Below are 20,851 nucleotides of genomic sequence, written 5' to 3'. Positions count from 1 at the left end.
TTTCTGGTGGGCCCGTCCCGGGCCTGCTGATCCTAGGAGGATCGTCGGTCCGGTTCGGGGAGGCTGGCCATGTTGTCCGGTAGCGGCACTCGCGTCCGTCGGGGCGTCGCTGCCGGGAGGCTCGTGGTGCGTCACATCTGCGGGTGCCGGTTGACGACGCAGTGCGCCGTGACGTGCAGCACGCCCTCGCGGACGCTGTCGGTGTACGGGCCGATGCGCTGCAGGGCGGTCCACGCGGCCGGGCCGAGGCGACGGCGGGGGACCCCGCGCGACTCGATGACGACGGGCACGTCCATGGTGTCGTCGGTGACGGGGTGGCCGTCGCTGCCGACGGGGCCGAGGGTGACCGAGACGACGGGCACGCCGGGCTGCTGGGTGCGGCCGTCGCCGACCATCTGCCACAGCGCCTGGAGCAGACCGTCGCGCTGGGCGGGGGTCAGGTGTCCGGCGAGGGCGCTCGGGTCGGTGACGGCGACGGAGCGGCCGAGGTTGTCGGACTCCGTGATCGCGTGGTACAGCCAGGTCTCGCGGCGGCCCTCGATGAGGTGCAGGCGCAGTTCGGTGGCGAGGGACGCGGCGACCGAGGCGGACGCGTCGGACAACGGCAGCGGGTCGGAGCCGTTCGCGACGGCGTCGAGGAGCTTCTCGGCGGCCAGGTCCAGGCGGGCGAGTTCGTCCGAGGCGAGCATCCCGACGGCGAACTGCGGGGCGCCGACGTTGCTCTGTACGAGCACCCGGTCGAGTTCGCGCTGCACGAGCTGCCGGAAGCGGTGCACGACGAACAGGGCCACGGACGGCGGGACGACGGTGACCGCGAGCATCGTGACGATGCCGGGCAGGGTCTCGGTCGTCAGCGGGGTGGAGACCGCGGCGTAGACGACGAACGCCAGGCCCAGGGCGACGATGGCGGCGATGACCTCGCGGGCGGGCCGGAGGGTCGTGATCGGCAGGAGCGCGAACCCGGCGGCCATCGACGCGGTGGCGAAGTGGCCGACGTCGTGCTCGGGCCAGATGCCGATGAAGTCGAGCGTGACGATGCAGGCGAGGACGACGCAGATCAACCCGAACGCCACACCGGTCAGGCGTTCGCCGTAGGTGAGGACGGTGGCCAGGACACAGCTCGCGGCGACCACGAACAGCGCCCAGGCGGTGGCCGTCATCCAGGGGTTCGTGTAGTCGTCCCAGTGCACGAGGAAGAAGACGATCCCGCCGAGCGCCTCCAGTCCGGTGAGCACGGCGGCGCCGAGTCCCAGGTGGCCGGCTCCGAGTGAGGCGCCGGGCTGGGCCGCCTGCCGGAGCGAGCGGGCGCCGGTCGAGGTGGAGGGGAGACCGCGCGCCTGTCGACGTTCGGTGCCCCGGTAGCGTTCGCGGGCCTCCCGGCGGGTGCGCGGTGCGGTCTGCTCGCCGGGGAGGCCGCGGCTCATGGTGTCCTCCGGGACGCCGCTCATCGGGGTGCCTCCAGGACGACGGTGGTGCCGGCACCGGGGGCGGAGAACAGGCGGGCGTCGCCGCCGACCTCGCGGAGGCGGTTCACGACGCTCTCCTTGAAGCCGAGCCGTTCGGCGCTGACGGTGTCGAGCTCGAAGCCGACGCCGGAGTCGGTGACCATCGCGCGGACCATCGCCTCGTCGTGGACGATCGTGACGTGCGCTTCCGGGACGCCGGCGTGGCGGCGGACGTTCTCCAGGCACTCGCCGAGCGCCAGCAGGAACGCGTCGAGCACGTTCTTCGGCAGCAGCACCTGCCCGGTGCCGTGCCAGGCGACCTCGAGGCCCATCCGGCCGAAGCGCTGCTTGACGGACTCGAGCGTCTGGCCGAGCGGCGACTCCTCGGTCCGGGTGAGCGAGTAGTCGCCGGACTGCTGCGGCTGCGGAGTGGCACCGAGGCGCAGGTGGCGGAGCAGCCGGGCGTCCTCGGCGGCCTGCTCGCGCATCGCGTGCTCGGAGACGCCGACGCCGGAGTGGGCCAGCAGGGTGAGGGTGGCGAGCACCGTGTCGTGCAGCAGCCGGGCACCCTGGCGGCGCTGCGCCTCGGTCTCGCTGGCCTGGCGTTCGGCGCGGTGGGCGGTGCCGATGCTGTAGATGCGGCGGGCGACGCGGGGGATGCTCCGGCTGATCCAGACGGCGATGACCGCGATGAGGACCCAGCCGAGCAGGACGCCGCTGACCGGGGCCGAGAGCACGGTGCCGCTGGCCCAGCTCATCAGCACGAGCGAGACGACCCCGGCGCCGGCGGCCAGGCCGAGTCCGACGCGGTGGCCGCGCTGCGCCATCAGGAGCGAGGCGAGCCCGCCGCCGGCGAGCGGGACGAGGGCGCTGGCGATGACACCGCGGTCGTCGGGGGCGACGGCTGCGGTGAGGACGGTGACGGCGCCGAGTCCGCCGGCGACGGTGACGGCCGTCCACCAGGTGGACCCGTTGGTGCCGAACGCGACGAGGGCGCCGACCATGGCGGCGATGCAGGCGAACCCGGCGACGAGCGGCAGCACAGGCACGGCGAGGGACGTGGCCACGCCCACGACGCTGACGAGCGCGCAGACGATGCCCACGACACGGGTCGTCGACCGGAGGAGGCGGTCGCGTTCCTGTGCGAGGAGTTCCATCGTTGGTCCTGGCTGTTCCTGGTTCGGGAGAGCTGGTTGGTTCTCGGGGAACCGAGCACTGGTCGAGACCGTGCACTCTGCATCATTCCACGGGCGACACCCGTCGTGGGGTCTTCGGCGCGCGGGGGTCGACGGATCGGTCTGCGCTTGTCCCGTCTTCCGGGGACCGGCTTGCCCCCCGCTCAGTCGAGCAGACGCCGCAGGTGCGCCCCGACGGCCTCGTGTTCGATGAGGAAGCCGTCGTGGCCGAACTCGCTCGTGATCACCGCGGCCTGGTCGCCGTCCAGCGTGTCGGGGACCCCGGCGGCGATCCGGTGCTGGTCCTCGACGGGGAACAACCGGTCGCTGGACACCCCGACGACGAGGGTCCGCGCGGCGACCCGGGCCAGCGCGGCAGCGACCCCGCCGCGCCCGGCACCGACGTCGTGCGAGTCCATCGCCTGGGTGAGCGCCACGTACGAGGCCGCGTCGAATCGCCGGGTGAACTTGTTGCCGTGGAAGTCGAGGTAGCTCTCGACCGAGAACCGTCCGTCGTCACCGAGCGGGGACACGTCGCTCTGCCACGAGCGGGCGAACCGGCCGTTGAGCTCGTCCGACGCGCGGTACGTCATCATCGCCATCCGTCGCGCGAGTGCCAGGCCACGGTGCGGGCCCTCGCCGGGCTCGGCGTCGTGGTGGTCACCGCCGGCGTAGCCCGGGTCCATCTGGATCGCGGCCCGCTGCAGGGAGTTCGCGGCGATCTGGTCGGCGGTGGTCTGCGCGGTGCTCGCCAGCACCGCGAGTCGGGCGACGCGATCCGGGGCGGTGATCGCGGCCTCCAGGGCGTGCATGCCGCCCATCGACCCGCCGACGACGGCGGCGAACCGGTCGATGCCGAGCCGGTCGGCCAGGCGCAGCTGCGTGGCGACCTGGTCGCGGATCGTCACGAACGGGAACCGCGAGCCCCACTCGACCCCGTCGGGCGACAGCGAGGACGGACCGGTCGTGCCCTGGCAACCGCCGAGCATGTTCGGGGCGACGACGAACCAGCGGTCGGTGTCGATCGCGCGGCCGGGGCCGACGACGTCGCCCCACCAACCGGCGGTCCGGTGTCCGGGCCCTGGCGGGCCGGCGACGTGCGAGTCACCGGTCAGGGCGTGGAACACCAGCACCGCGTTGTCCGCGGCGGGGGAGAGCGTGCCCCAGGTCTCGTAGGCGACCCGGACCGACGGGATCCGGCCGCCACGGACGAACTGCTCGCCGAGGGACGCGAACCGCCGGGCACCGGGCGGGTCGCCCGGCCGCCAGGCGCCGGTGACGGGCGGCTTGCCGAGGGTGCCGAGTTCGGCGCCGGGCACCATCGTGGACGGCACGGAGTCCTCAGGGGTCGTCTGCCAGTCCATCGTGCGTCCATTCTCGCCGGAGGCACGCCCGCCCGCCGCCGTGTTACGTCACCTCCGGCGCGTGGCCACCCCGCAACACGCAACCCGGGCGACTCGCCGCAACGGAGTACCGCTGCGAGGAGCCGCCCGGGTTGCGTTCCGCGAGGGCGTCAGCCGGGAGGCGCGGGCCGGGTCAGGCGCGCTGGCCCGCCTGGGCGACGGCGCGGGCCGCGGTGAGCCCGGCCTCGAGGTCGGCCTTGAGGTCCTCGACGTTCTCGATGCCGACCGAGAGGCGCACCAGGCCCGGCGTGACGCCCGTGGTGAGCTGCTGCTCCGGCGTCAGCTGCGAGTGGGTCGTGGACGCCGGGTGGATCACGAGCGAACGGACGTCGCCGATGTTCGCCAGGTGCGAGAACAGCTGCAGCTCGTCGACCAGGGCACGGCCCGCGTCGACGCCGCCCTTGAGCTCGAAGGACAGCACTGCCCCGACACCACGCGGCGCGTACTTCGTCGCCGCCGGGTACCACGGGCTCGTCGGCAGTCCCGCGTACGCCACCGTCGCCACGTCCGGGTGCCGGTCGAGCCACTCCGCGATCTCCTGCGCGTTCGACACGTGCCGTTCGATCCGCAGGCTCAGCGTCTCGATGCCCTGCAGGAGCGCGAACGCCGTGTCCGGTGAGTTCGACGCACCCAGGTCACGGAGCAGCTGCACCCGGGCCTTCGTGATGTACGCCAGTCCGTCACCGACGGCCTGCGAGAACACCGCCCCGTGGTACGAGGGGTCCGGGGTGCTGAACTCCGGGAACCGCTCGGCGTGCTCGGACCAGGCGAAGGTGCCGCCGTCGACGATGAGCCCGCCGATGACCGTGCCGTGCCCGCCGAGGAACTTCGTCGCCGAGTGCACCACGATGTCCGCACCGTGCTCGAACGGCCGGATCAGGTACGGCGTCGCGATCGTGTTGTCGACGACCAGGGGGACCCCGGACTCGTGCGCGATGCCGGCGACGGTCTCGATGTCCAGCACGTTGATGCGCGGGTTGCCGATGGTCTCGGCGAAGAACAGCTTCGTGTTCGGACGGACCGCGCGACGCCACTCCGCCGGGTCGTCCTGGTCCTCGACGAACGTCGTCTCGATGCCGAGCTTCGCCAGCGTGTACTTGAACAGGTTGTACGTGCCGCCGTAGATCGACGACGACGAGACGATGTGGTCGCCGGCCCCGGCGATGTTGAGCACCGCGTAGGTCTCTGCCGCCTGGCCGCTCGACACGAGCAACGCCCCGGTGCCGCCCTCGAGCGCCGCGATGCGCTGCTCGACGACGTCGTTCGTCGGGTTCATGATCCGCGAGTAGATGTTGCCCGGCTGTGCCAGCGCGAACAGGTCACGGGCGTGGTCCGAGTTCTCGAACACGTAGGACGTCGTCTTGTAGATCGGCGTCGCCCGGGCACCCGTCGTCGGGTCCGGTGCGGCACCCGCGTGCACCTGCGTGGTCTCGAACCGCCAGGCGGCTGCGTCGTTGGTCATCAGGATCTCCTGTCCGTCACCGTGCTCGTCGGGTCGACACGTGCATCGACAAGCGCGCCGGCCGGGAGGACCGCCGCACCTGTGCGTCGACCGTCACGGTACGCAGACGGCCGGGCGGGCACCAGCGCGAGCGTCGTCAGACGTAACGCGACGACGACCGACCCGTGCCAGGATCGAGGGGCACCGACGCCGACCGAGGGGGACGACATGCGCGCACAGGACGTGGCGGACAAGCGGTTCATGCCGACGAAGTTCCGGAACGGGTACGACCAGCAGGAGGTCGACGACCTGCTCGCACGGATCCAGGTGACCCTGACCGTGGTCGAGGGCAGCCCGGTCCCGACGACCGGCCCCCTGGCGACCGCCAAGCCCCTCCGCGCAGCAGACGTGAAGAGTGCCCGCTTCCGGGCGACCAAGTGGCGCGAAGGCTACGACCAGGACCAGGTCGACGACTTCCTCGACGAAGTCGTCAACGAACTCCGCCGACTCGGCCGCGACTAGGACCCGGCGCGACCAGTACCCGGCGCGACTAGGCCGGATCGCGGCGGAACAGCCAGTCGACCTTCGGCTCGAGCAACCACCGCATCCCGCGCCGCACGAACGGCTGCGCCAGGAACAGGCTCACCGCGCACGCCACCAGCACCATCAGCAGCACGAACGGCCACGCCGAGTGCTCACCCGCCAGCACGCCGGACTCGCGGATCGGGTAGAGCAGGAACGTGTGCAGCAGGTACACGTACATCGTCGCCGCGCCGAACTGCGTCAGCCAGACGTTCCGTCGGGGGACCAGCACCAGGAACGACGCCGTCAGCAGCGTCGCCAGCAGCATCAGGCCGAACCGGACCGCTCCGGCCCACCAGGCGTCCTCACCGAGGCCCGAGTACGAGTCGTCGTAGAAGAACCAGTGGTGCAGGTCGAACTCCTTGAACTGCGGGATCCACAGCGCACACGACACCGCCCACCCCGCGAAGACCGCACCGGCAGCGACCCGCACCCGCACCACCGTGCGACGAGACGCCTCGTACCAGCGGTCGAACAGCCCCCACTGCTTCACCTGCCAGCCGAGCAGGAAGAACGGCAACAGGCTGATCGCCCGACCCAGGGACAGCGTCGAGTCCACGTTGTCGAAGTAGCCCACACCGATGCTCAGGACCACCGCCCAGACCAGCGGCCACCGCAGCTGCACCAGGTAGGGCAGGATCAGCCGGAAGATCCCCAGCGCCAACAGGAACCACAGCGTCCACGTCGGCTTCGTCGGGTTGAACTCCTTGCCGCCCTCCACCACCGCCTGCACCACGGTCCAGATCGTCTGCATGATGATGTACGGCACCACGATGTCCGTGAACGTCCGCCGCATCCGCTTCGCCGTCGGGGTGTCCGCCGACGAGAAGTACCCGCTGATCACCCCGAACGCCGGCATGTGGAACGCGTAGATGAACGTGTACAGCGCCAGGGCGTGCTCGCTGCCCGTCGTCTGCCGCTGGATCGCGTGCCCGATCACCACCAGCGTCACCGCCAGGAACCTGGCCGTGTCCCACATCGGGATGCGCCGCTTCAGCCGACCCGGATCGAGCGCCCCGGCCGGGGCAGAGGGCGCGGGAGGCGCGGCGTCCGTCGTCATCCTCCGCACGTTACCGTCCGGCAGCCACCCCCGTGTCGGTAGCGTTGCCTCCGCGCCGCCACCGACGCCCACCCACGAGGAGCACCATGAGCACACGTCGAGCCGTCGTCACCGGAGCCAGCTCGGGCATCGGCGCCGCCACCGTCCGCCTGTTCCGCCAGCACGGCTGGGACGTCCTCGCCGTGGCCCGCCGCGCCGACCGGCTCGAGGCGCTCGCCGCGGAGACCGGTGCGGACACCCTGGTCGTCGACGTCACGGACGACGCCGACGTGACGGCGCTCGCCGCACGGATCGACGAACTCGGCGGTGTCGACGTGCTCGTCAACAACGCCGGGGGAGCGTTCGGGTCGGCCTCGGTCGAGCACGGCGACGTCGACGACTGGCGGGCGATGTTCGAGGTCAACGTGCTCGGCACGAAGCGCGTCACGGCGGCCCTCCTGCCGGCGCTCCGCCGACGCGCGGCCGAGGTCGGTGGTGCCGACGTGGTCACCGTCACGAGCACCGCGGGCTTCGTCGCCTACGAGAACGGCGGCGGCTACGTCGCCGCGAAGCACGCCGAGCACGCCCTGGTCGGGGTGCTCCGACTCGAGCTCAACGGCGAACCGATCCGTGTCGTCGAGATCGCCCCCGGCATGGTGAAGACCGACGAGTTCGCACTCGTGCGGTTCGGCGGGGACAGCGACGCGGCAGCCGCGGTCTACGACGGGGTGGAGGCGCCGCTGGTCGCCGACGACGTGGCCGAGGCGATCGTGCACGCGGTGGAACTGCCGGCGCACGTCAACCTGGACCTGGTGACCGTCCGACCGGTGGCGCAGTCGGCGCAGCACAAGCTCGCGCGCGGGCCGCTGACCCCGAAGGCGTAGCGACCGACAGCGCGCCGGGCCGGCGGTGCCCGGGGCGCGGCACGCGGGTGGCGCAGCGCCCGGGTGGGCATCGCGGGTCGCGGGCGGAGCATCCCTGCCGGTACCGTGGGCGGATGCCGATCAGCAGCGAACCCGCGGAGTCTCCCGCCTCGTCGACCGTGACCGTGACGAGCGGACCGGAGGTGCTCGGCTGGCTCGAGTTCGGCGACGCCGCCCGGTTGCTCGCGAAGGACGTCCTGTCCGCCGGCTTCGAGCCCGAGGTCGTCGTGGCCGTCGCACGCGGCGGGCTCATCATCGCCGGAGCCGTGGCCTACGCCCTCGGCACCAAGGAGTGCGGCTCGATCAACGTCGAGTTCTACACCGACGTCGAGCAGCGCCTGGAGGAGCCCGTCGTCCTCGCACCGGCCCTCGACGCCCCGAGCCTCGCCGGCAAGCGGGTCCTGGTCGTCGACGACGTGTCCGACTCCGGTCGCACCCTGGCCCTGGTCGTCGACATCATCCGCACCGCCGGAGCCGACGTCCGCAGCGCGTGCCTGTACTCCAAGCCCGGCACCGTCCTCGAGCCGGACCACGTCTGGCGTCGCGTCGACGGCTGGATCACGTTCCCGTGGAGCGCCCTCGCCCCGGTGACGGCCGAATCGTGAGCATCCACCTGGTCGGCGGCGGTCCCTTCGTCGCCGCGGACGCCGCCGCGGCCTTCACCGCCGAGGCCACCGCACGCTCCGCCGCCGTCGGGCGGACCGTGCCGCGCATCGCACTGCTCTCCGTCGCCGGCGCCGACGGGTCCTCGCCGTCCTCGACCGCCGACATCGCCGAGGTGCTCGGCGGGTCCCGTGCCGCCGAGGTCCTGGTCACCGAGGTCGCCGCGGGCGGGGTCTTCGACACCACGGTCCTCAGCGACGTCGACGCCCTGGTCGTGAACGGTGGCCGGACCCCCGACTACCTGGACGCCGTCGCCCCGCTGGTCGACCAGATCCGCCTGCTCGTCTCCGACGGGCTGCCCTACCTCGGCTACTCCGCCGGCGCGATGATCGCCGCGGACCGCGCCCTGGTCGGAGGCTTCCGCATCGGTGGCGTCGAGGTCTGCCCCGAGTCCGCCTCCGAGGGCCTCGACGAGGTCGAGCTCCGCGAGGGGCTGGGACTCGTCGACCTGACGATCGACGTCCACGCGGTCCAGGCCGGCACCCTCGCCCGACTCGTCGCCGCGGCCGAGGCCGAGTTCGTCACCGCAGGCCTGGCCATCGACGAGGACACCACCCTCGTCGTCGGCGAAGGCGCGCTCGAGGTCCGGGGGACCGGCAGCGTCTGGCGGGTGGTGGCGGGCGACGAGTCCGTCTCGGTCGCCACCATGGGCGCCTGAGCGTGCAGCCGAAGCCCCTCGCCGACCTGGTCGACCCGGGGTGGGCGGCTGCCTTCGCGCCCGTCGAGGACGACGTCCACCGGATCGGGGCCTGGCTCCGAGCCGAGACCGACGCCGGGCGACCGTACCTGCCCGCCGGTCCCGCCGTGCTCCGCGCCTTCGAGGACCCGTTCGACCGGGTGAAGGTGCTCGTCGTCGGACAGGACCCCTACCCGACGCCCGGGCACCCGATCGGGCTGTCCTTCGCCGTCGACCCGCACGTCCGCCCGGTGCCGCGCAGCCTGCAGAACGTCTACCGCGAACTCCACGACGACCTCGGCGTCACGCCGCCCCCGCACGGCGACCTGCGTGCCTGGTCCGAGCAGGGCGTGCTGCTGCTCAACCGGGTCCTCACCGTCGGCGTCGGCGAACCCGCAAGCCACCGCGGCAAGGGCTGGGAAGCCGTCACCGAGCGCGCCGTCGAGGCGCTCGTCGCCCGCGACCGTCCGCTCGTCGCGGTGCTCTGGGGCGCGCAGGCCGCATCGGTCCGCCCACTCCTCGGCGACACCCCGGTCGTGGCGTCGGCGCACCCGAGCCCGCTCAGCGCCTCGCGCGGGTTCTTCGGCAGCCGACCGTTCTCGGCCGTCAACGACCTGCTCGTCGCCCAGGGCGCGGACCCCGTCGACTGGACACTGCCGACCGACGTGTGACGTGCCTCCCGTAGGCTCGGGTCGTGCTCGAGGAGGAATACCAGCAGCGGCGGGTCCTGCCGCGGCACCTGCGTGCCCCGGCGCCGGTCGAGTCGGGGTTCGCCTACGCGATCCGTCCCGCCACCGCTGCCGACCTGCCCGAGGTCCGCGAGATCCACACCCACTACGTGCGGAACTCGTCGGTGACCTTCGACGCGGCGGCGTTCACCTTCGCCGCCTGGAAGAAGCGGTTCGACGAGGTCCAGCGCCGCAAGCTGCCGTTCCTGGTCGCGGAGAACCCGTCCGGCCAGGTGCTCGGGTACGCCCTCGTCGAGCCGTGGAACATCCGAGACCGGTCGAACCGGGTGGTCGAGGACTCGATCTACCTCGGTGCCGCGGCCGGCGGCAAGGGGCTCGGACGGGCGCTGATGGAGGCGCTGCTCGACGCCTGCCGGACGGTCGGGGTGCGCGAGGTGATCGCGGTGATCGCCGACCGGTCCGCTGACGCCTCGATCCGGTTGCACGAGCGACTCGGCTTCGAGGAGGTCGGGCGGATGGGGCGCGTCGGCTACAAGTACGACCGGTGGCTCGGCACGGTCACCATGCGGCTGCGGCTGCGGACCACCCGTAAGCCGCTGTTCGGCGGCCGCTGACGAGACCGGCTGGCCAGCGGTCAGCCGGCCTCGGCGACGAACTCGTCGCGCGTGGTGCGCACCAGGTCGGCGGCTGCGTCGGAGGCGACCCGTGCCTCCCGGCCGACGACCGCCCGACCGACGGCCTCGTGCCGGGCCGCTGCCTCGGCCGTCCACCCGGTGATCGTGTCGCGTGACTCGCTCGTGCGGGTGCGGAGCAGTGCCTCGACGGTGCCCGCGAAGTGGGCGAAGACGGTGTTGCCGGACCCGGTGAGCAGGGCGCGGTGGAAGCGGACGTCGGCGTCGAGGTAGGCGCGTCCGTCGCCGGCGGCCGCGGCGGCGACCATGTCCTCGGCCGCGGCCAGCACGGCGTCGGCCGCCGCGCCACCGTGGTCGGCGGTCAGCCAGGCGGCGACCGGCTCGATGCCCAGGCGGAGCTCGAGCAGCTCGCGCTGCTGGGTGAAGTAGGCGCCGGACGCCCCGCGCCACCGGATCACCGACGGCGCCAGGAGCTCCCACCGCGTCGACGGCTGCACCTGCGTGCCGACGCGCTGCCGCGGTTCGACCAGGCCGAGCGACTGCAGGACGCGCAGTGCCTCGCGGACGACCGACCGCGAGACGCCGAACTCGTCGACGACGTCGTCGGGCCGCAGCACCGTGCCGGGGGCGAGGGTGCCGTCGACGATGCGCTGACCGAGTGTGTCGAGCACGTGGGCGTGCAGGCCGCCGGGTGTCGGCATCGTTCCTCCTCGACGGTCCTGGTCACGCGGATGTGTGACGCGGTGTCCATTGCAGCGGCAGACTGCGCCCAGGTCCGGGTGGCGCGCGGACGACGACGATGTAGTCTGATTAATCAGACTATTGCAGGAGTGATCGCGGGTGGGATCAGCACCCCGGTCGGACCGACACCAGCAGCAGGACGGCAGCAGCGCAGGAGCTGTGCCAGGAAGGGGCGCAGATGCCTCACCTCCCGACCACCGCCGCGAGCACGAGTCGCGTGCTCGCCGCAGGGACCGAGACGGTCGACCCGTCCGGGACGATCCCCCAGCTCGTCATCGCCGCCCTCGTCGGCATCGTGGTGATCATCGCCCTCATCACCTGGCTCAAGGTGCACCCCTTCGTCGCGCTGACGATCGGTGCCCTCGGGGTCGGCCTCGGCGCCGGTCTCGCCCCGGAGAAGGCGGTCACGAGCTTCGGTGACGGCTTCGGCGTCACCATGACGAGCGTCGGCATCCTGGTCGGCCTCGGCTCGATGTTCGGCAAGCTGCTGGTCGACTCCGGTGCCGCCGACCGGGTCGTCGACACGCTGGTGCGCCGGTCCTCGGCCGCAGCGCTGCCCTGGACGATGGCCCTGATCGGCGCGCTGATCGGCCTGCCGATGTTCTTCGAGGTGGGCCTGGTCCTGCTCATCCCGATCATCGTCCTGGTCGCCAAGCGCAGTGACGTCCCGATCATGAAGATCGCGATCCCTGCCCTCGCCGGCCTGTCGACCATGCACGCATTCGTCCCGCCGCACCCCGGCCCGCTGGTCGCGGTCTCCACGGTCGGTGCGGACCTCGGCACCACGCTCGCGTTCGGCATCGTGCTCGCGATCCCCGTCATCGTCCTGGCCGGCCCGGTCTTCGCCCGCTTCGCGGCGCGATGGGTCGACATCCCGGTGCCGGACATCTTCGGCTCCCGTGGCGAGGACCCCGCGCACCCCGGCCGGGAGGCCCGCCGCGGCCCCGCCACGCAGGACACCGCCTCCCTGCCCAACGGCAAGAGCGACTTCACCCGGGTGATCAGCGAGCCGCGGAGCCCGTCGTTCGCCGTCGCGCTGGTCGGCATCCTGCTGCCCGTCGTGCTCATGCTCGCGCAGGCGGTGCGCGAGGCCACTGCCCCCGACGCAGGCGGTGCCTGGGTCGGCGTGCTCGACTTCCTCGGGACGCCGATGATCGCGATCGGCATCGCCACCGTCTACGCGATGGTGTTCTTCGCGATCGGCGGCGGCATGGACCGGTCCGCGGTCGCGAAGTCGCTCGAGAGCGCGCTGCCGCCGGTCGCCGGGGTGCTGCTCATCGTCGGTGCCGGTGGTGGGTTCAAGCAGGTGCTCATCGACACGGGCATCGGTGGTGTGATCGCGGACGCGGTGAAGGACTCCGGCATCTCGGTGCTCCTCGTCGCCTGGGTGGTCGCCGCGCTCGTCCGCGTCGCCACCGGCTCGGCCACCGTCGCGACCGTCACGGCGGCCGGGATCATGGCCCCGATCGCGCACGACCTGTCGTCGCCGATGACCTCGCTGCTCGTGCTCGCGATCGGTGCCGGGTCGGTGTTCCTGTCGCACGTCAACGACGCCGGGTTCTGGTTGGTGAAGGGGTACCTGGGCACGACGGTGGGGCAGACGTTCAAGTCATGGACGGTGCTCGAGTGCCTGATCTCGGTCACCGGGCTGGTCGGCGTCCTGGTCGCCGGGATCTTCATCCGATGAGCACCGCGCACGCCGGCGGCGAACCGGTCGACGCCCGTGTCCTCGTGGTGATGGGCGTCTCCGGGTCCGGCAAGTCCACCGTCGCCGCGATGGTCGCCGAGCAGCTCGGGTGGGCGTTCGCCGAGGGGGACGCCATGCACCCCGAGGCGAACGTCGCCAAGATGCACGCCGGCACACCCCTGACCGACGAGGACCGCTGGCCGTGGCTCGACGTCGTCGCGGGGTGGATCCGTGGACACCTGCAGGCCGGGACGAACGGGGTCGTGACCTGCTCGGCACTGAAGCGGTCCTACCGGGACGTGCTGCGGGCCTCCGGGGTGGTGTTCGTGCACGTCGCCGGCGACCGCGCGCTCCTCGAGGAACGGATGTCCGCGCGATCCGGGCACTTCATGCCGACCTCGCTGCTGCAGTCGCAGCTGGCGACGCTCGAGCCACCGCAGCCGGACGAGGTGCACGTCACCGTCGCCGCTGACCGGACCCCGGCCGAGGAGGCCGCCGAGGTCCTGGCACTGCTGGGGCTGCCTCGGGACTGAACGGCCGACGCGGTCGGTGGGTCACGGAACCGAGGGAACGGCCCCCTCGTGCCCGAGCGTCGACCAGCACACCGTGACGACGAGCGGGCGGGCGACCTCGGCGGTCGTCTCCCGCTCGTGGGTCAGCGCGAGGACCACGAGTGCCCCGAGCATCCCGGTGACGCGGGCTCGACGCGGCAGGTCGGTGTCGGCGTCGATCCGGAACAGGTCCGACACCAGGGTGAAGACGTCCCCGAGTGCCGGTTCGAGGGTCGCGTCGGCGACCGGCGGCACCGAGGCCAGCACGAGTTCGGCCCATCCGCGGCGACGCAGTGCGAGGTCGACCAGGCCGGCCACCGCTGCGGCGTCTCGGTCGCGGGGCGCGGTGACGTCGTCGACCCGCTCGTGCACGTCGCGGGTGAGCCGGACGCACTGGTCGAGTGCGGCGGCGACGAGTCGCTCCTTCGTCGGGAACCGTCCGAGCAGACCGGTCTTCGAGTACCCGGTGGCGTCCGCGACGGCCTGCACCGACGTGTCACGGACCCCGCGGCGGGCGAGCAGCCCGGCGGTGACGTCCAGGACCGCTTCGTCGATCTCGGCGGCGGTCGGGCGGATCCGGGCCGACGTCGGGGCCGGTCCGGGCGTGGGGGTCCGGTCGCCGCCGGTCACGCTGCCGACCGTTCAGCGAGTCGACCGTTCGTACCGGTGTGCACGCGGTCTGTGCGCGAGCCGGCGGTGCTGAGCACGGCGACCCCGGCGAGGAGCTCCCACGCGAGGATCGCGTACACCGCGGCCCGTTCCCAGACCCCATCGGGCAGCAGGTCGACGGCGGTCCAGGCCGGATCGACCACGAGCATCACCAGACCGACCAGGCCGATCGCACCGAGCGCGACGCTCAGGACGCCCACCCACCTGGCGCCACGGCTGCGCTGCTCCGGTGCGTGCCGGAGCAGCGCGACACCGGCGACGACGGCCGCGGTGTTGCCCGCGGTGATCGCCACCGCGGCCCCCAGCACGTGCAGGACCACGAGACCGTTCTCGACCGAGGCCTGGCTGCCGTGGAAGAGCCCGACCAGGACGATGCCGACGCCGTGCGCCACCGCCAGGACGGTGAACCACCGCCGCGCGGCTGGTCGCCCCGTCGTCGAGCTCCCCGGCGCCAGGGTCCGGGCGGCCAGTGCGGCCACGACGAACAGCACGCCGTGCAGCACGAAGGCGGTGTTCATGAGCAGGTGGAGTGGCGAGTCGATCGCGCGCCCCTGGAACATCTCCGTGTCCGGCACGCCGAGGTCGCTGATGTAGTTCGTCGCGTACGAGTACCCCGGGAACGCGCTTGCGCTGACGGCCTCGGCGAACAGGTAGAGCGCCGCCGCCGCGATCCAGCAGGAAGCAGCAATGGCAGACTGATGTGGTCGCATACCGACCAATCTAGTCGGTCAATGACACGCGGTGGTCACCGACCCCGGTGCTCGATCATCGCCGACGCGTCCGGACCCGTCGGCAGGGAGGCCCGGGCCTGCTCCCACACGTCGTCACCGGCATCGAGTGCAGAGCGGAGGTACGCCGTGGTCAGGCGCTGCACCAGGGCGACGCGCTCCGGGTCCTCGTCGGTGGTCTCGGCAGCCTCGTAGCCCGAGATTCCGCCGAGGCCGTGCTCCCCACCGTGGAGGACGAGCAGGTCGGTGGCGCCGGGGCTCTGCGTGTAGGCGTCCGTGAACCAGTCCGGGCCGCGGGTCGACATCCGCGACTGGTCGTGGTCGCCGGCCACGACGAGCGTCGGGGTCGTCAGTTCGGCGAAGGACGGCCGCATGAAGGGGAGGTGCTCGGCTGCGAACGGGACGAGGTCGTCGCCGGCCACGCCGGTGGCCGCGAGCAGGACGCCGGCGGTGATCCGGGCCTCCCGTCGGTCCTCGCCGGGCTGTCCGGCGTCGTCGAGGATCCGCGCCCCGAGCAGGCTCTGTACGCTCTGGCCGCCCCAGGAGTGCCCGGCGGCGGCGATCCGGCTGCGGTCGACGCGGCCGGACAGCCCGGGCAGGGCGGCCTCGACGGTGTCGAGCTGGTCGAGCACGCGGACCAGGTCGGTGGTGCGCTCGGACCAGATCGACGGGAAGACGGGGTGGTCGAACCCGATGCCGTTGCGACGGGAGTCGAGGTGCGTCGGCTGGACCACGACGAACCCGTGCGAGGCCCAGAACGAGACGAGGGGTGCGTACGCGTCCAGGTGCATGCCGTTGCCGTGCGAGAAGAGCAGGACGGGCAGGTCCGTGCCGGTCGCCGGGGCGGACACGCGGACCTGCAGGGGGAGCGGGCGGCCCGGTGCGTCGAGGGTGACGGGCGCGACGGAGACGACGGGCGCGCCGTCGCCGAGCAGGTGGTCCAGGGCGGGGGTGGTCGAGGTGGGCACGGTGTTCCTTCCGCAGGGGCGTCCGCTGCCGTACGATGAAACGGAGCGGTGTTCCGGACAGTACCGGAACGCTGTTCCGCTTGCAACGACCATCGAGGAGTGGCCATGTCCGAGCCCGGTTCCGCCGCGTCCGACCCCGTACAGCGCAGCGACGCGCGCCGGAACCAGGAGACCCTGCTCGAGGCCGCCGCCCGGGTCTTCGTCCGCTCCGGCGTCGACGCTCCGGTGCGGGCGGTGGCGACGGAGGCCGGGGTCGGCGTGGGCACCGTCTACCGGCACTTCCCGACACGAGCCGACCTCGTGCTGGCCGTGTACCGCCACCAGGTGGAGGCGTGTGCGGAAGCGGGCCCCCGCCTCCTGACCGAGTCGTCCGACCCGGACGTGGCGCTGCGTCGGTGGATCGGCCTGTTCGTCGACTTCCTGGTCACCAAGCACGGGCTGCCCGACGCCATGCACGGCGACGGCGCTGCGACCGACGTTCTGCACCGGTACTTCGTCGACCGGCTCGTGCCGGTGTGCGCCGACCTGCTGACCGCCGCGCGTGCCACCGTGCCGGGACGGGCGACGAGCGCGGGGGTCACCGGCTACGAACTGCTCCGCGGGGTCGGGAACCTGTGCATCGGGACGGCGGACGACCCGGACTTCGACGTCGAGCGGGCGGTCCAGGTGTACGTGTCCGGTGCGCTCGTCGGTGTCCCGGGCGAGTGAGCACCGCGCTCCCGGCGCTCAGTCCTCGGTGAGTGCTGCCGCGTAGGCGCGCACCGACCGGTTGTACCGCGGCAGGGCCGGTTCGATCGTCTCGACGGCCAGCCGCAGCGCCTCGTCGCTCCGCCCGGCACTGTGCAGGGCGAGCGCGAGGAACACCGCCGGAGCGTCGCCGATCGACGGGTGGGCGGGGGCTGCGCGGAGCATCGTGATCGCGTCCTCGACCCGGCCAAGGTTCCGGAGCGTCGACGCGTGCTGGATCACCATCTGAGCGGCACGGACCGGGTCGACCGTCCCCAGGCCCTCCGTGGTGGCTCGGCTGTACTCGACGTCGGCCTCGACCTCGTGCCCGCCGGAGTCGTACGCGCCGCCGAGCTCGAAGGCCCCGAGCGCCGGGTGCGGTGCGGCGTCGGCCAGCTCCCGCATCCGGACGATCCGCTGTTCGCCGTCGGCGTCGGGGTCGGCCCAGAGAGCGTCGACGTGCTGCTGCCACTCCGTCATGTCCACCGCGCCAGCCTAGGGGCGCTCCGATCCCGGACCGCTGTCCCGTGCGCCCTCGATGGCCCGTCAGGTCTCGCTGGCCCGTCAGGCCTCGGTGACCCGCCCGGCCTCGACCCGCCACTGCCGGTCGAGCTGCACGGTGTCGAGCATCCGCCGGTCGTGGGTCACCAGGAGCAGCGTGCCCTCGTACGTCTCGAGGGCCTGCTCCAGCTGCTCGATCGCGACGAGGTCCAGGTGGTTCGTCGGCTCGTCGAGCACGAGCACGTTCACCCCGCGGGCCTGCAGGAGCGCCAGCCCGGCCCGGGTCCGCTCGCCGGGTGAGAGCTCACCGGCGGCACGCCCGACGTGGTCCGCCTTCAGCCCGAACTTCGCCAGCAGGGTGCGGACGTCCGCCGTCGTCATCTCGGGGACCAGCCCCTCGAAGACCGCGGCGAGCGGCTCCGTGCCCGTGAAGAGCGAGCGGGCCTGGTCGACCTCGCCCACGGCCACGCTCGACCCGATCGACGCGGTGCCGCTCGTCGGTTCCTGTCGCCCGAGCAGCGCCCGCAGCAGCGTCGACTTGCCGGCACCGTTCGGGCCGGTGATGCCGATCCGGTCGCCGCCGTTCACCTGCAGCGAGACCGGGCCGAGCGTGAAGTCGCCCTGCTCGTACCGGGCGTCGGACAGGGTCGCGACGACGGCGGAGGACCGCGGTGCCTGGCCGATCGTGAACTCGAGCTGCCACTCCTTGCGGGGCTCCTCGACCTCGTCCAGGCGGGCGATCCGCGACTCCATCTGCCGCACCTTCTGTGCCTGCTTCTCGCTCGACTCGCTGGCGGCCTTGCGGCGGATCTTGTCGTTGTCCGGGGCCTTCTTCATCGCGTTCCGCACACCCTGGCTGGACCACTCGCGCTGGGTCCGGGCACGGGAGACCAGGTCGGCCTTCGTCGAGGCGAACTCGTCGTACGCGTCGCGCTTGTGCTGCCGGGCGATCTCGCGTTCCTCGAGGTAGGCGTCGTAGCCACCGCCGAACAGCCGGTTCGACGACTGCGCCAGGTCGAGTTCGAGGACCGCCGTCACCGAGCGCGCCAGGAACTCGCGGTCGTGGCTGACCAGGACGACCCCACCGCGGAGGCCGCGCACGAACTCCTCGAGCCGGTCCAGCCCGTCCAGGTCCAGGTCGTTCGTCGGCTCGTCGAGCAGCACGATGTCGAACCGCGACAGCAGCAGCGCCGCGAGCCCCACCCGGGCTGCCTGGCCGCCGGAGAGCGAGGTCATGAGCGAGTCCGCCGTCACGGAGCCGTCGGGGGCGTCGAGGGTCAGGCCGAGGTCGGCGAGCACCACCGGCATCCGCTCGTCGAGGTCGGCGGCTCCCGAGGCCAGCCACCGCTCGAGCGCCGTCGAGTAGCGGTCCGCGGCGGCGTCGCCGGCGTCCGGCTCGCCGAGGGCCAGCGCCGTCGCGTCCATCTCCGCCGCCGCCTCGGCACACCCGGTCCGACGGGCGACGTACCCGGCGACCGTCTCGCCCGCCACCCGCTCGTGCTCCTGCGGCAGCCAGCCGACGAACGCGTCCGTCGGGGACAGCGACACGGTGCCGGCGAGCGGCTCGTCGACCCCGGCCAGCAGGCGCAGCAGGGTCGACTTGCCTGCGCCGTTCACACCGACGACGCCGATCACGTCACCGGGAGCGACCGTGAGGTCGAGGGAGTCGAACAGCGTGCGGGCGGCGTAGCCGCCGGCGAGCCCCTTGGCGACGAGCGTGGCGGTCATCCCCACATCGTCCCACCTCGCCGGGCCGGGCATGCACCGGACGGGAGGCACGGTGCGGTCCGGTCCCGTGCCTCCCGTCCGGTGCGCTGCCAGACTGACGGCATGCGACGCGTGCTGGTTCTGGGCGGGACCGGGTGGTTGGGGCGGGCGGTCGCCGAGGCGGCGCTGCGGGACGGTGCGGAGGTGACGTGCCTGGCACGGGGCGAGTCGGGGGAACCGCCGGCATGTGCACGGTTCGTCCGGGCCGACCGCTCGGCAGACGACGCCTACTCCGGCGTGGGCGAGGTCTGGGACGACGTCGTCGAGTTGGCGACCGATCCGGCGCACGTGGCGGGCGCGCTCGAGGCCCTCTCGGCCCGCGCCGCGCACTGGACGTTCGTCTCGACGATCTCCGTGTACGCCCGCACCGACCGGGCCGGCGACGACGAGGACGCGCCGGTCGTCGAGCCCGTCGAGCCGGTCGACCCGACGCCGTACGCCGACGCGAAGGTCACGGGAGAGCGGGCGACCAGGCGGGCGCGAGGGACGGACGCCCTCGTGGTCCGGCCCGGGCTCATCGTCGGGCCCGGCGACCCGAGCGACCGGTTCGGCTACTGGGCCGCCCGGCTCGACCGCGGCGGCGACGTCGTGACGCCGGTCCTCGAGGGCCGCGCCGTGCAGGTCGTCGACGTCACGGACCTGGCGGAGTGGATCGTCCGCGCCGGGCGGGCGGGCACGGTCGGCACCGTCGACGCCGTCAGACCGAGCACGTCGATGGGGGCGTTCCTCGACGAGGTCCGGGCCGCGACCGGGTTCGACGGGAGGCTCGTGGCCGTCGACGACGACACCCTCCTCGCGCAGGGGGTCGCGTACTGGGCGGGACCGGCCTCGCTGCCGCTGTGGATCCCGGCCGGCGAGGTGGGGTTCGCCCGGCGGGCTGGTCTGGCGTTCCTGGCGGCCGGCGGGACGACCCGGCCGCTCGCCGAGACGGTGCGGCGTGTCGTCGAGGACGAGCGGGCCCGAGGGGTCGGGCGGGTGCGGCGGTCGGGGGTGACCGACGCGGAGGAGCGGCGGGTCCTCGACGTGGTCCGTCCGGGCTAGCGCGCCTCGGAGGTGGGCCCGGTGTTCGGGGTCGGCGCTGGCGCCGGTCCTGCTGCCGGTTCGAGGGGCGCTGCCGAGTCGAAGGCGACGGTGAGCAGGGGCAGTTCATCGCGGGGGAGCACTGCGGTCAGGAGCCGCCCGTCGTCGAGTTCGGTCGCCAGGCCGAGCACGAAGGGGTCCGTGTCGAGGAGCAGGCCCGGGCGCTCGACGTCGTCGACCAGGACCGGATGCCCGGGCTGGACGCTGCGTTCGTCGACCAGGACGGGCCACGGGTGCTCGGTCGGGTCCGGGAGGCCGTGTTCGTCGCGGTACTGGTTCATCAGGACGGACTGCACGTGGTCGACGAGCGCCTCGGCCGGTGCCGGGAGGTCCCTGCCCGGGGCCGTCCAATGTGTCCGCACGGCTTCCCACAGCATCGGGTACCGCATCCGCTCGACCCCGGCGATGAGCCAGGCCGGGCGCGGCCACGGCGGGACCTCCTCGAGCGACCGCCGCCGCTCGTCATCCAGCACCGCCAGGTTCACCGGGTCGCTGCGGTCGTCGGGGTTCCGCCAGAGCGTGGAGTGGCGCGACGCGGTCGCACGCTCGACCCGGCCGCCGGACTCGCCGGTCATCAGGCCGCCGGCGCCGAGGTCCTCGAGGTGCGGCTGCACGACGAGTCCGGCGACGCCGAACCCCAGTGCCCGTATCGTCGCCCGCACCTCGAGCACCGGGTCGGGCGCGTCCGCGCTGAGCACTCCACCGTGGTCCATGCGCCGAGCCTGGTCGGGTCCGGGCAGCCGGTCAACCAGGAACTTCGTCAGG

General features: G+C 72.9%; 21 protein-coding genes and 2 pseudogenes. 11 read left to right on the top strand and 12 right to left on the bottom strand.

Annotated features, from left to right (window positions below):
- Positions 1-131: 131 nt before the first annotated feature.
- From DEI97_RS10160 to DEI97_RS10145, 4 genes are all read right to left on the bottom strand, one after another.
- On the bottom strand, positions 132-1,448 hold the full coding sequence (locus tag DEI97_RS10160; RefSeq protein ID WP_111073669.1) for a hypothetical protein: 1,317 nt from the start codon (positions 1,446-1,448) through the stop codon (positions 132-134).
- Positions 1,445-2,602 (bottom strand): ATP-binding protein, encoded by a 1,158-nt coding sequence (locus DEI97_RS10155; protein ID WP_111073668.1) that lies wholly within the window; start codon positions 2,600-2,602, stop codon positions 1,445-1,447. Before DEI97_RS10155 ends, DEI97_RS10160 begins: the two co-directional genes overlap by 4 nt.
- Before the next feature lie 182 nt (positions 2,603-2,784).
- Complete coding sequence (gene metX / locus DEI97_RS10150) at positions 2,785-3,984, bottom strand: homoserine O-acetyltransferase MetX (RefSeq protein WP_111073667.1); 1,200 nt, start codon at positions 3,982-3,984, stop codon at positions 2,785-2,787.
- Between the two features lie 172 nt (positions 3,985-4,156).
- Positions 4,157-5,485 (bottom strand): bifunctional o-acetylhomoserine/o-acetylserine sulfhydrylase, encoded by a 1,329-nt coding sequence (locus DEI97_RS10145; RefSeq protein WP_111073666.1) that lies wholly within the window; start codon positions 5,483-5,485, stop codon positions 4,157-4,159.
- A gap of 207 nt (positions 5,486-5,692) precedes the next feature.
- On the opposite strand from DEI97_RS10145, the pseudogene DEI97_RS10140 reads away from it, so the two are divergent.
- A pseudogene (locus tag DEI97_RS10140) lies at positions 5,693-5,776 on the top strand (DivIVA domain-containing protein); the annotation flags it as partial.
- A gap of 63 nt (positions 5,777-5,839) precedes the next feature.
- Positions 5,840-5,981, top strand: a pseudogene (locus DEI97_RS10135) (DivIVA domain-containing protein); the annotation flags it as partial.
- A 33-nt stretch (positions 5,982-6,014) separates the two neighbouring features.
- Here the strand turns inward: DEI97_RS10135 and DEI97_RS10130 are convergent.
- The gene (locus DEI97_RS10130; RefSeq protein ID WP_111073664.1) at positions 6,015-7,106 is read right to left on the bottom strand and encodes an acyltransferase family protein; all 1,092 of its coding nucleotides are present in this window, start codon (positions 7,104-7,106) and stop codon (positions 6,015-6,017) included.
- A gap of 86 nt (positions 7,107-7,192) precedes the next feature.
- Here DEI97_RS10130 and DEI97_RS10125 point away from each other — a divergent pair, with 86 nt between their 5' ends.
- The 5 genes from DEI97_RS10125 (at position 7,193) to DEI97_RS10105 (ending at position 10,650) form a co-directional block, all read left to right on the top strand.
- Complete coding sequence (locus tag DEI97_RS10125) at positions 7,193-7,969, top strand: SDR family oxidoreductase (protein WP_111073663.1); 777 nt, start codon at positions 7,193-7,195, stop codon at positions 7,967-7,969.
- Positions 7,970-8,082: 113 nt separating this feature from the next.
- Positions 8,083-8,613, top strand: coding sequence for a phosphoribosyltransferase (locus tag DEI97_RS10120; RefSeq protein WP_181432864.1), 531 nt, complete (start codon positions 8,083-8,085; stop codon positions 8,611-8,613).
- On the top strand, positions 8,610-9,329 hold the full coding sequence (locus DEI97_RS10115) for a Type 1 glutamine amidotransferase-like domain-containing protein (protein WP_181439130.1): 720 nt from the start codon (positions 8,610-8,612) through the stop codon (positions 9,327-9,329). The genes DEI97_RS10120 and DEI97_RS10115 overlap by 4 nt, the downstream gene beginning before the upstream one ends.
- A 2-nt stretch (positions 9,330-9,331) precedes the next feature.
- Positions 9,332-10,018, top strand: a complete 687-nt coding sequence (locus DEI97_RS10110) for a uracil-DNA glycosylase (RefSeq protein WP_111073661.1) — start codon at positions 9,332-9,334, stop codon at positions 10,016-10,018.
- Positions 10,019-10,041: 23 nt separating this feature from the next.
- The gene (locus DEI97_RS10105) at positions 10,042-10,650 is read left to right on the top strand and encodes a GNAT family N-acetyltransferase (RefSeq protein ID WP_111073660.1); all 609 of its coding nucleotides are present in this window, start codon (positions 10,042-10,044) and stop codon (positions 10,648-10,650) included.
- Positions 10,651-10,670: 20 nt separating this feature from the next.
- Here the strand turns inward: DEI97_RS10105 and DEI97_RS10100 are convergent, their stop codons facing one another.
- The gene (locus DEI97_RS10100) at positions 10,671-11,369 is read right to left on the bottom strand and encodes a FadR/GntR family transcriptional regulator (RefSeq protein ID WP_111073659.1); all 699 of its coding nucleotides are present in this window, start codon (positions 11,367-11,369) and stop codon (positions 10,671-10,673) included.
- A 218-nt stretch (positions 11,370-11,587) separates the two neighbouring features.
- Here DEI97_RS10100 and DEI97_RS10095 point away from each other — a divergent pair, with 218 nt between their 5' ends.
- On the top strand, positions 11,588-13,096 hold the full coding sequence (locus tag DEI97_RS10095) for a GntP family permease (RefSeq protein WP_111073658.1): 1,509 nt from the start codon (positions 11,588-11,590) through the stop codon (positions 13,094-13,096).
- Positions 13,093-13,629, top strand: a complete 537-nt coding sequence (locus tag DEI97_RS10090) for a gluconokinase (protein ID WP_111073657.1) — start codon at positions 13,093-13,095, stop codon at positions 13,627-13,629. Before DEI97_RS10095 ends, DEI97_RS10090 begins: the two co-directional genes overlap by 4 nt.
- 21 nt (positions 13,630-13,650) lie before the next feature.
- Here DEI97_RS10090 and DEI97_RS10085 read toward each other — a convergent pair whose 3' ends face one another.
- The 3 genes from DEI97_RS10085 to DEI97_RS10075 are packed head-to-tail and all read right to left on the bottom strand — an operon-like array spanning position 13,651 to position 16,012.
- The gene (locus tag DEI97_RS10085) at positions 13,651-14,277 is read right to left on the bottom strand and encodes a TetR/AcrR family transcriptional regulator (protein WP_111073656.1); all 627 of its coding nucleotides are present in this window, start codon (positions 14,275-14,277) and stop codon (positions 13,651-13,653) included.
- Positions 14,274-15,026, bottom strand: coding sequence for a DUF998 domain-containing protein (locus DEI97_RS10080; protein WP_111073655.1), 753 nt, complete (start codon positions 15,024-15,026; stop codon positions 14,274-14,276). Before DEI97_RS10080 ends, DEI97_RS10085 begins: the two co-directional genes overlap by 4 nt.
- A 35-nt stretch (positions 15,027-15,061) precedes the next feature.
- Positions 15,062-16,012 (bottom strand): alpha/beta hydrolase family protein, encoded by a 951-nt coding sequence (locus DEI97_RS10075; protein ID WP_258376624.1) that lies wholly within the window; start codon positions 16,010-16,012, stop codon positions 15,062-15,064.
- Between the two features lie 105 nt (positions 16,013-16,117).
- Here DEI97_RS10075 and DEI97_RS10070 point away from each other — a divergent pair, with 105 nt between their 5' ends.
- Positions 16,118-16,720, top strand: coding sequence for a TetR/AcrR family transcriptional regulator (locus DEI97_RS10070; RefSeq protein WP_111073653.1), 603 nt, complete (start codon positions 16,118-16,120; stop codon positions 16,718-16,720).
- A gap of 18 nt (positions 16,721-16,738) precedes the next feature.
- On the opposite strand, the gene DEI97_RS10065 is transcribed toward DEI97_RS10070, so the two are convergent.
- The gene (locus DEI97_RS10065; protein WP_111073652.1) at positions 16,739-17,218 is read right to left on the bottom strand and encodes a tetratricopeptide repeat protein; all 480 of its coding nucleotides are present in this window, start codon (positions 17,216-17,218) and stop codon (positions 16,739-16,741) included.
- 84 nt (positions 17,219-17,302) lie between these two features.
- Positions 17,303-18,967, bottom strand: coding sequence for an ABC-F family ATP-binding cassette domain-containing protein (locus DEI97_RS10060; RefSeq protein ID WP_111073651.1), 1,665 nt, complete (start codon positions 18,965-18,967; stop codon positions 17,303-17,305).
- Between the two features lie 102 nt (positions 18,968-19,069).
- On the opposite strand from DEI97_RS10060, the gene DEI97_RS10055 reads away from it, so the two are divergent.
- Complete coding sequence (locus DEI97_RS10055) at positions 19,070-20,047, top strand: NAD-dependent epimerase/dehydratase family protein (protein ID WP_111073650.1); 978 nt, start codon at positions 19,070-19,072, stop codon at positions 20,045-20,047.
- Here DEI97_RS10055 and DEI97_RS10050 read toward each other — a convergent pair.
- Positions 20,044-20,799: a hypothetical protein gene (locus tag DEI97_RS10050; protein WP_146248052.1), complete on the bottom strand. Its 756-nt coding sequence runs from the start codon at positions 20,797-20,799 to the stop codon at positions 20,044-20,046. The genes DEI97_RS10055 and DEI97_RS10050 overlap by 4 nt on opposite strands.
- Positions 20,800-20,851 lie beyond the last annotated feature (52 nt).

It is taken from the genome of Curtobacterium sp. MCLR17_032 (assembly GCF_003234795.2).
Classification (GTDB): Bacteria; Actinomycetota; Actinomycetes; order Actinomycetales; family Microbacteriaceae; genus Curtobacterium.
The sequence above is the reverse complement of the archived record's forward strand: the minus strand, read 5'-3'. Positions and strand labels throughout refer to the sequence as shown.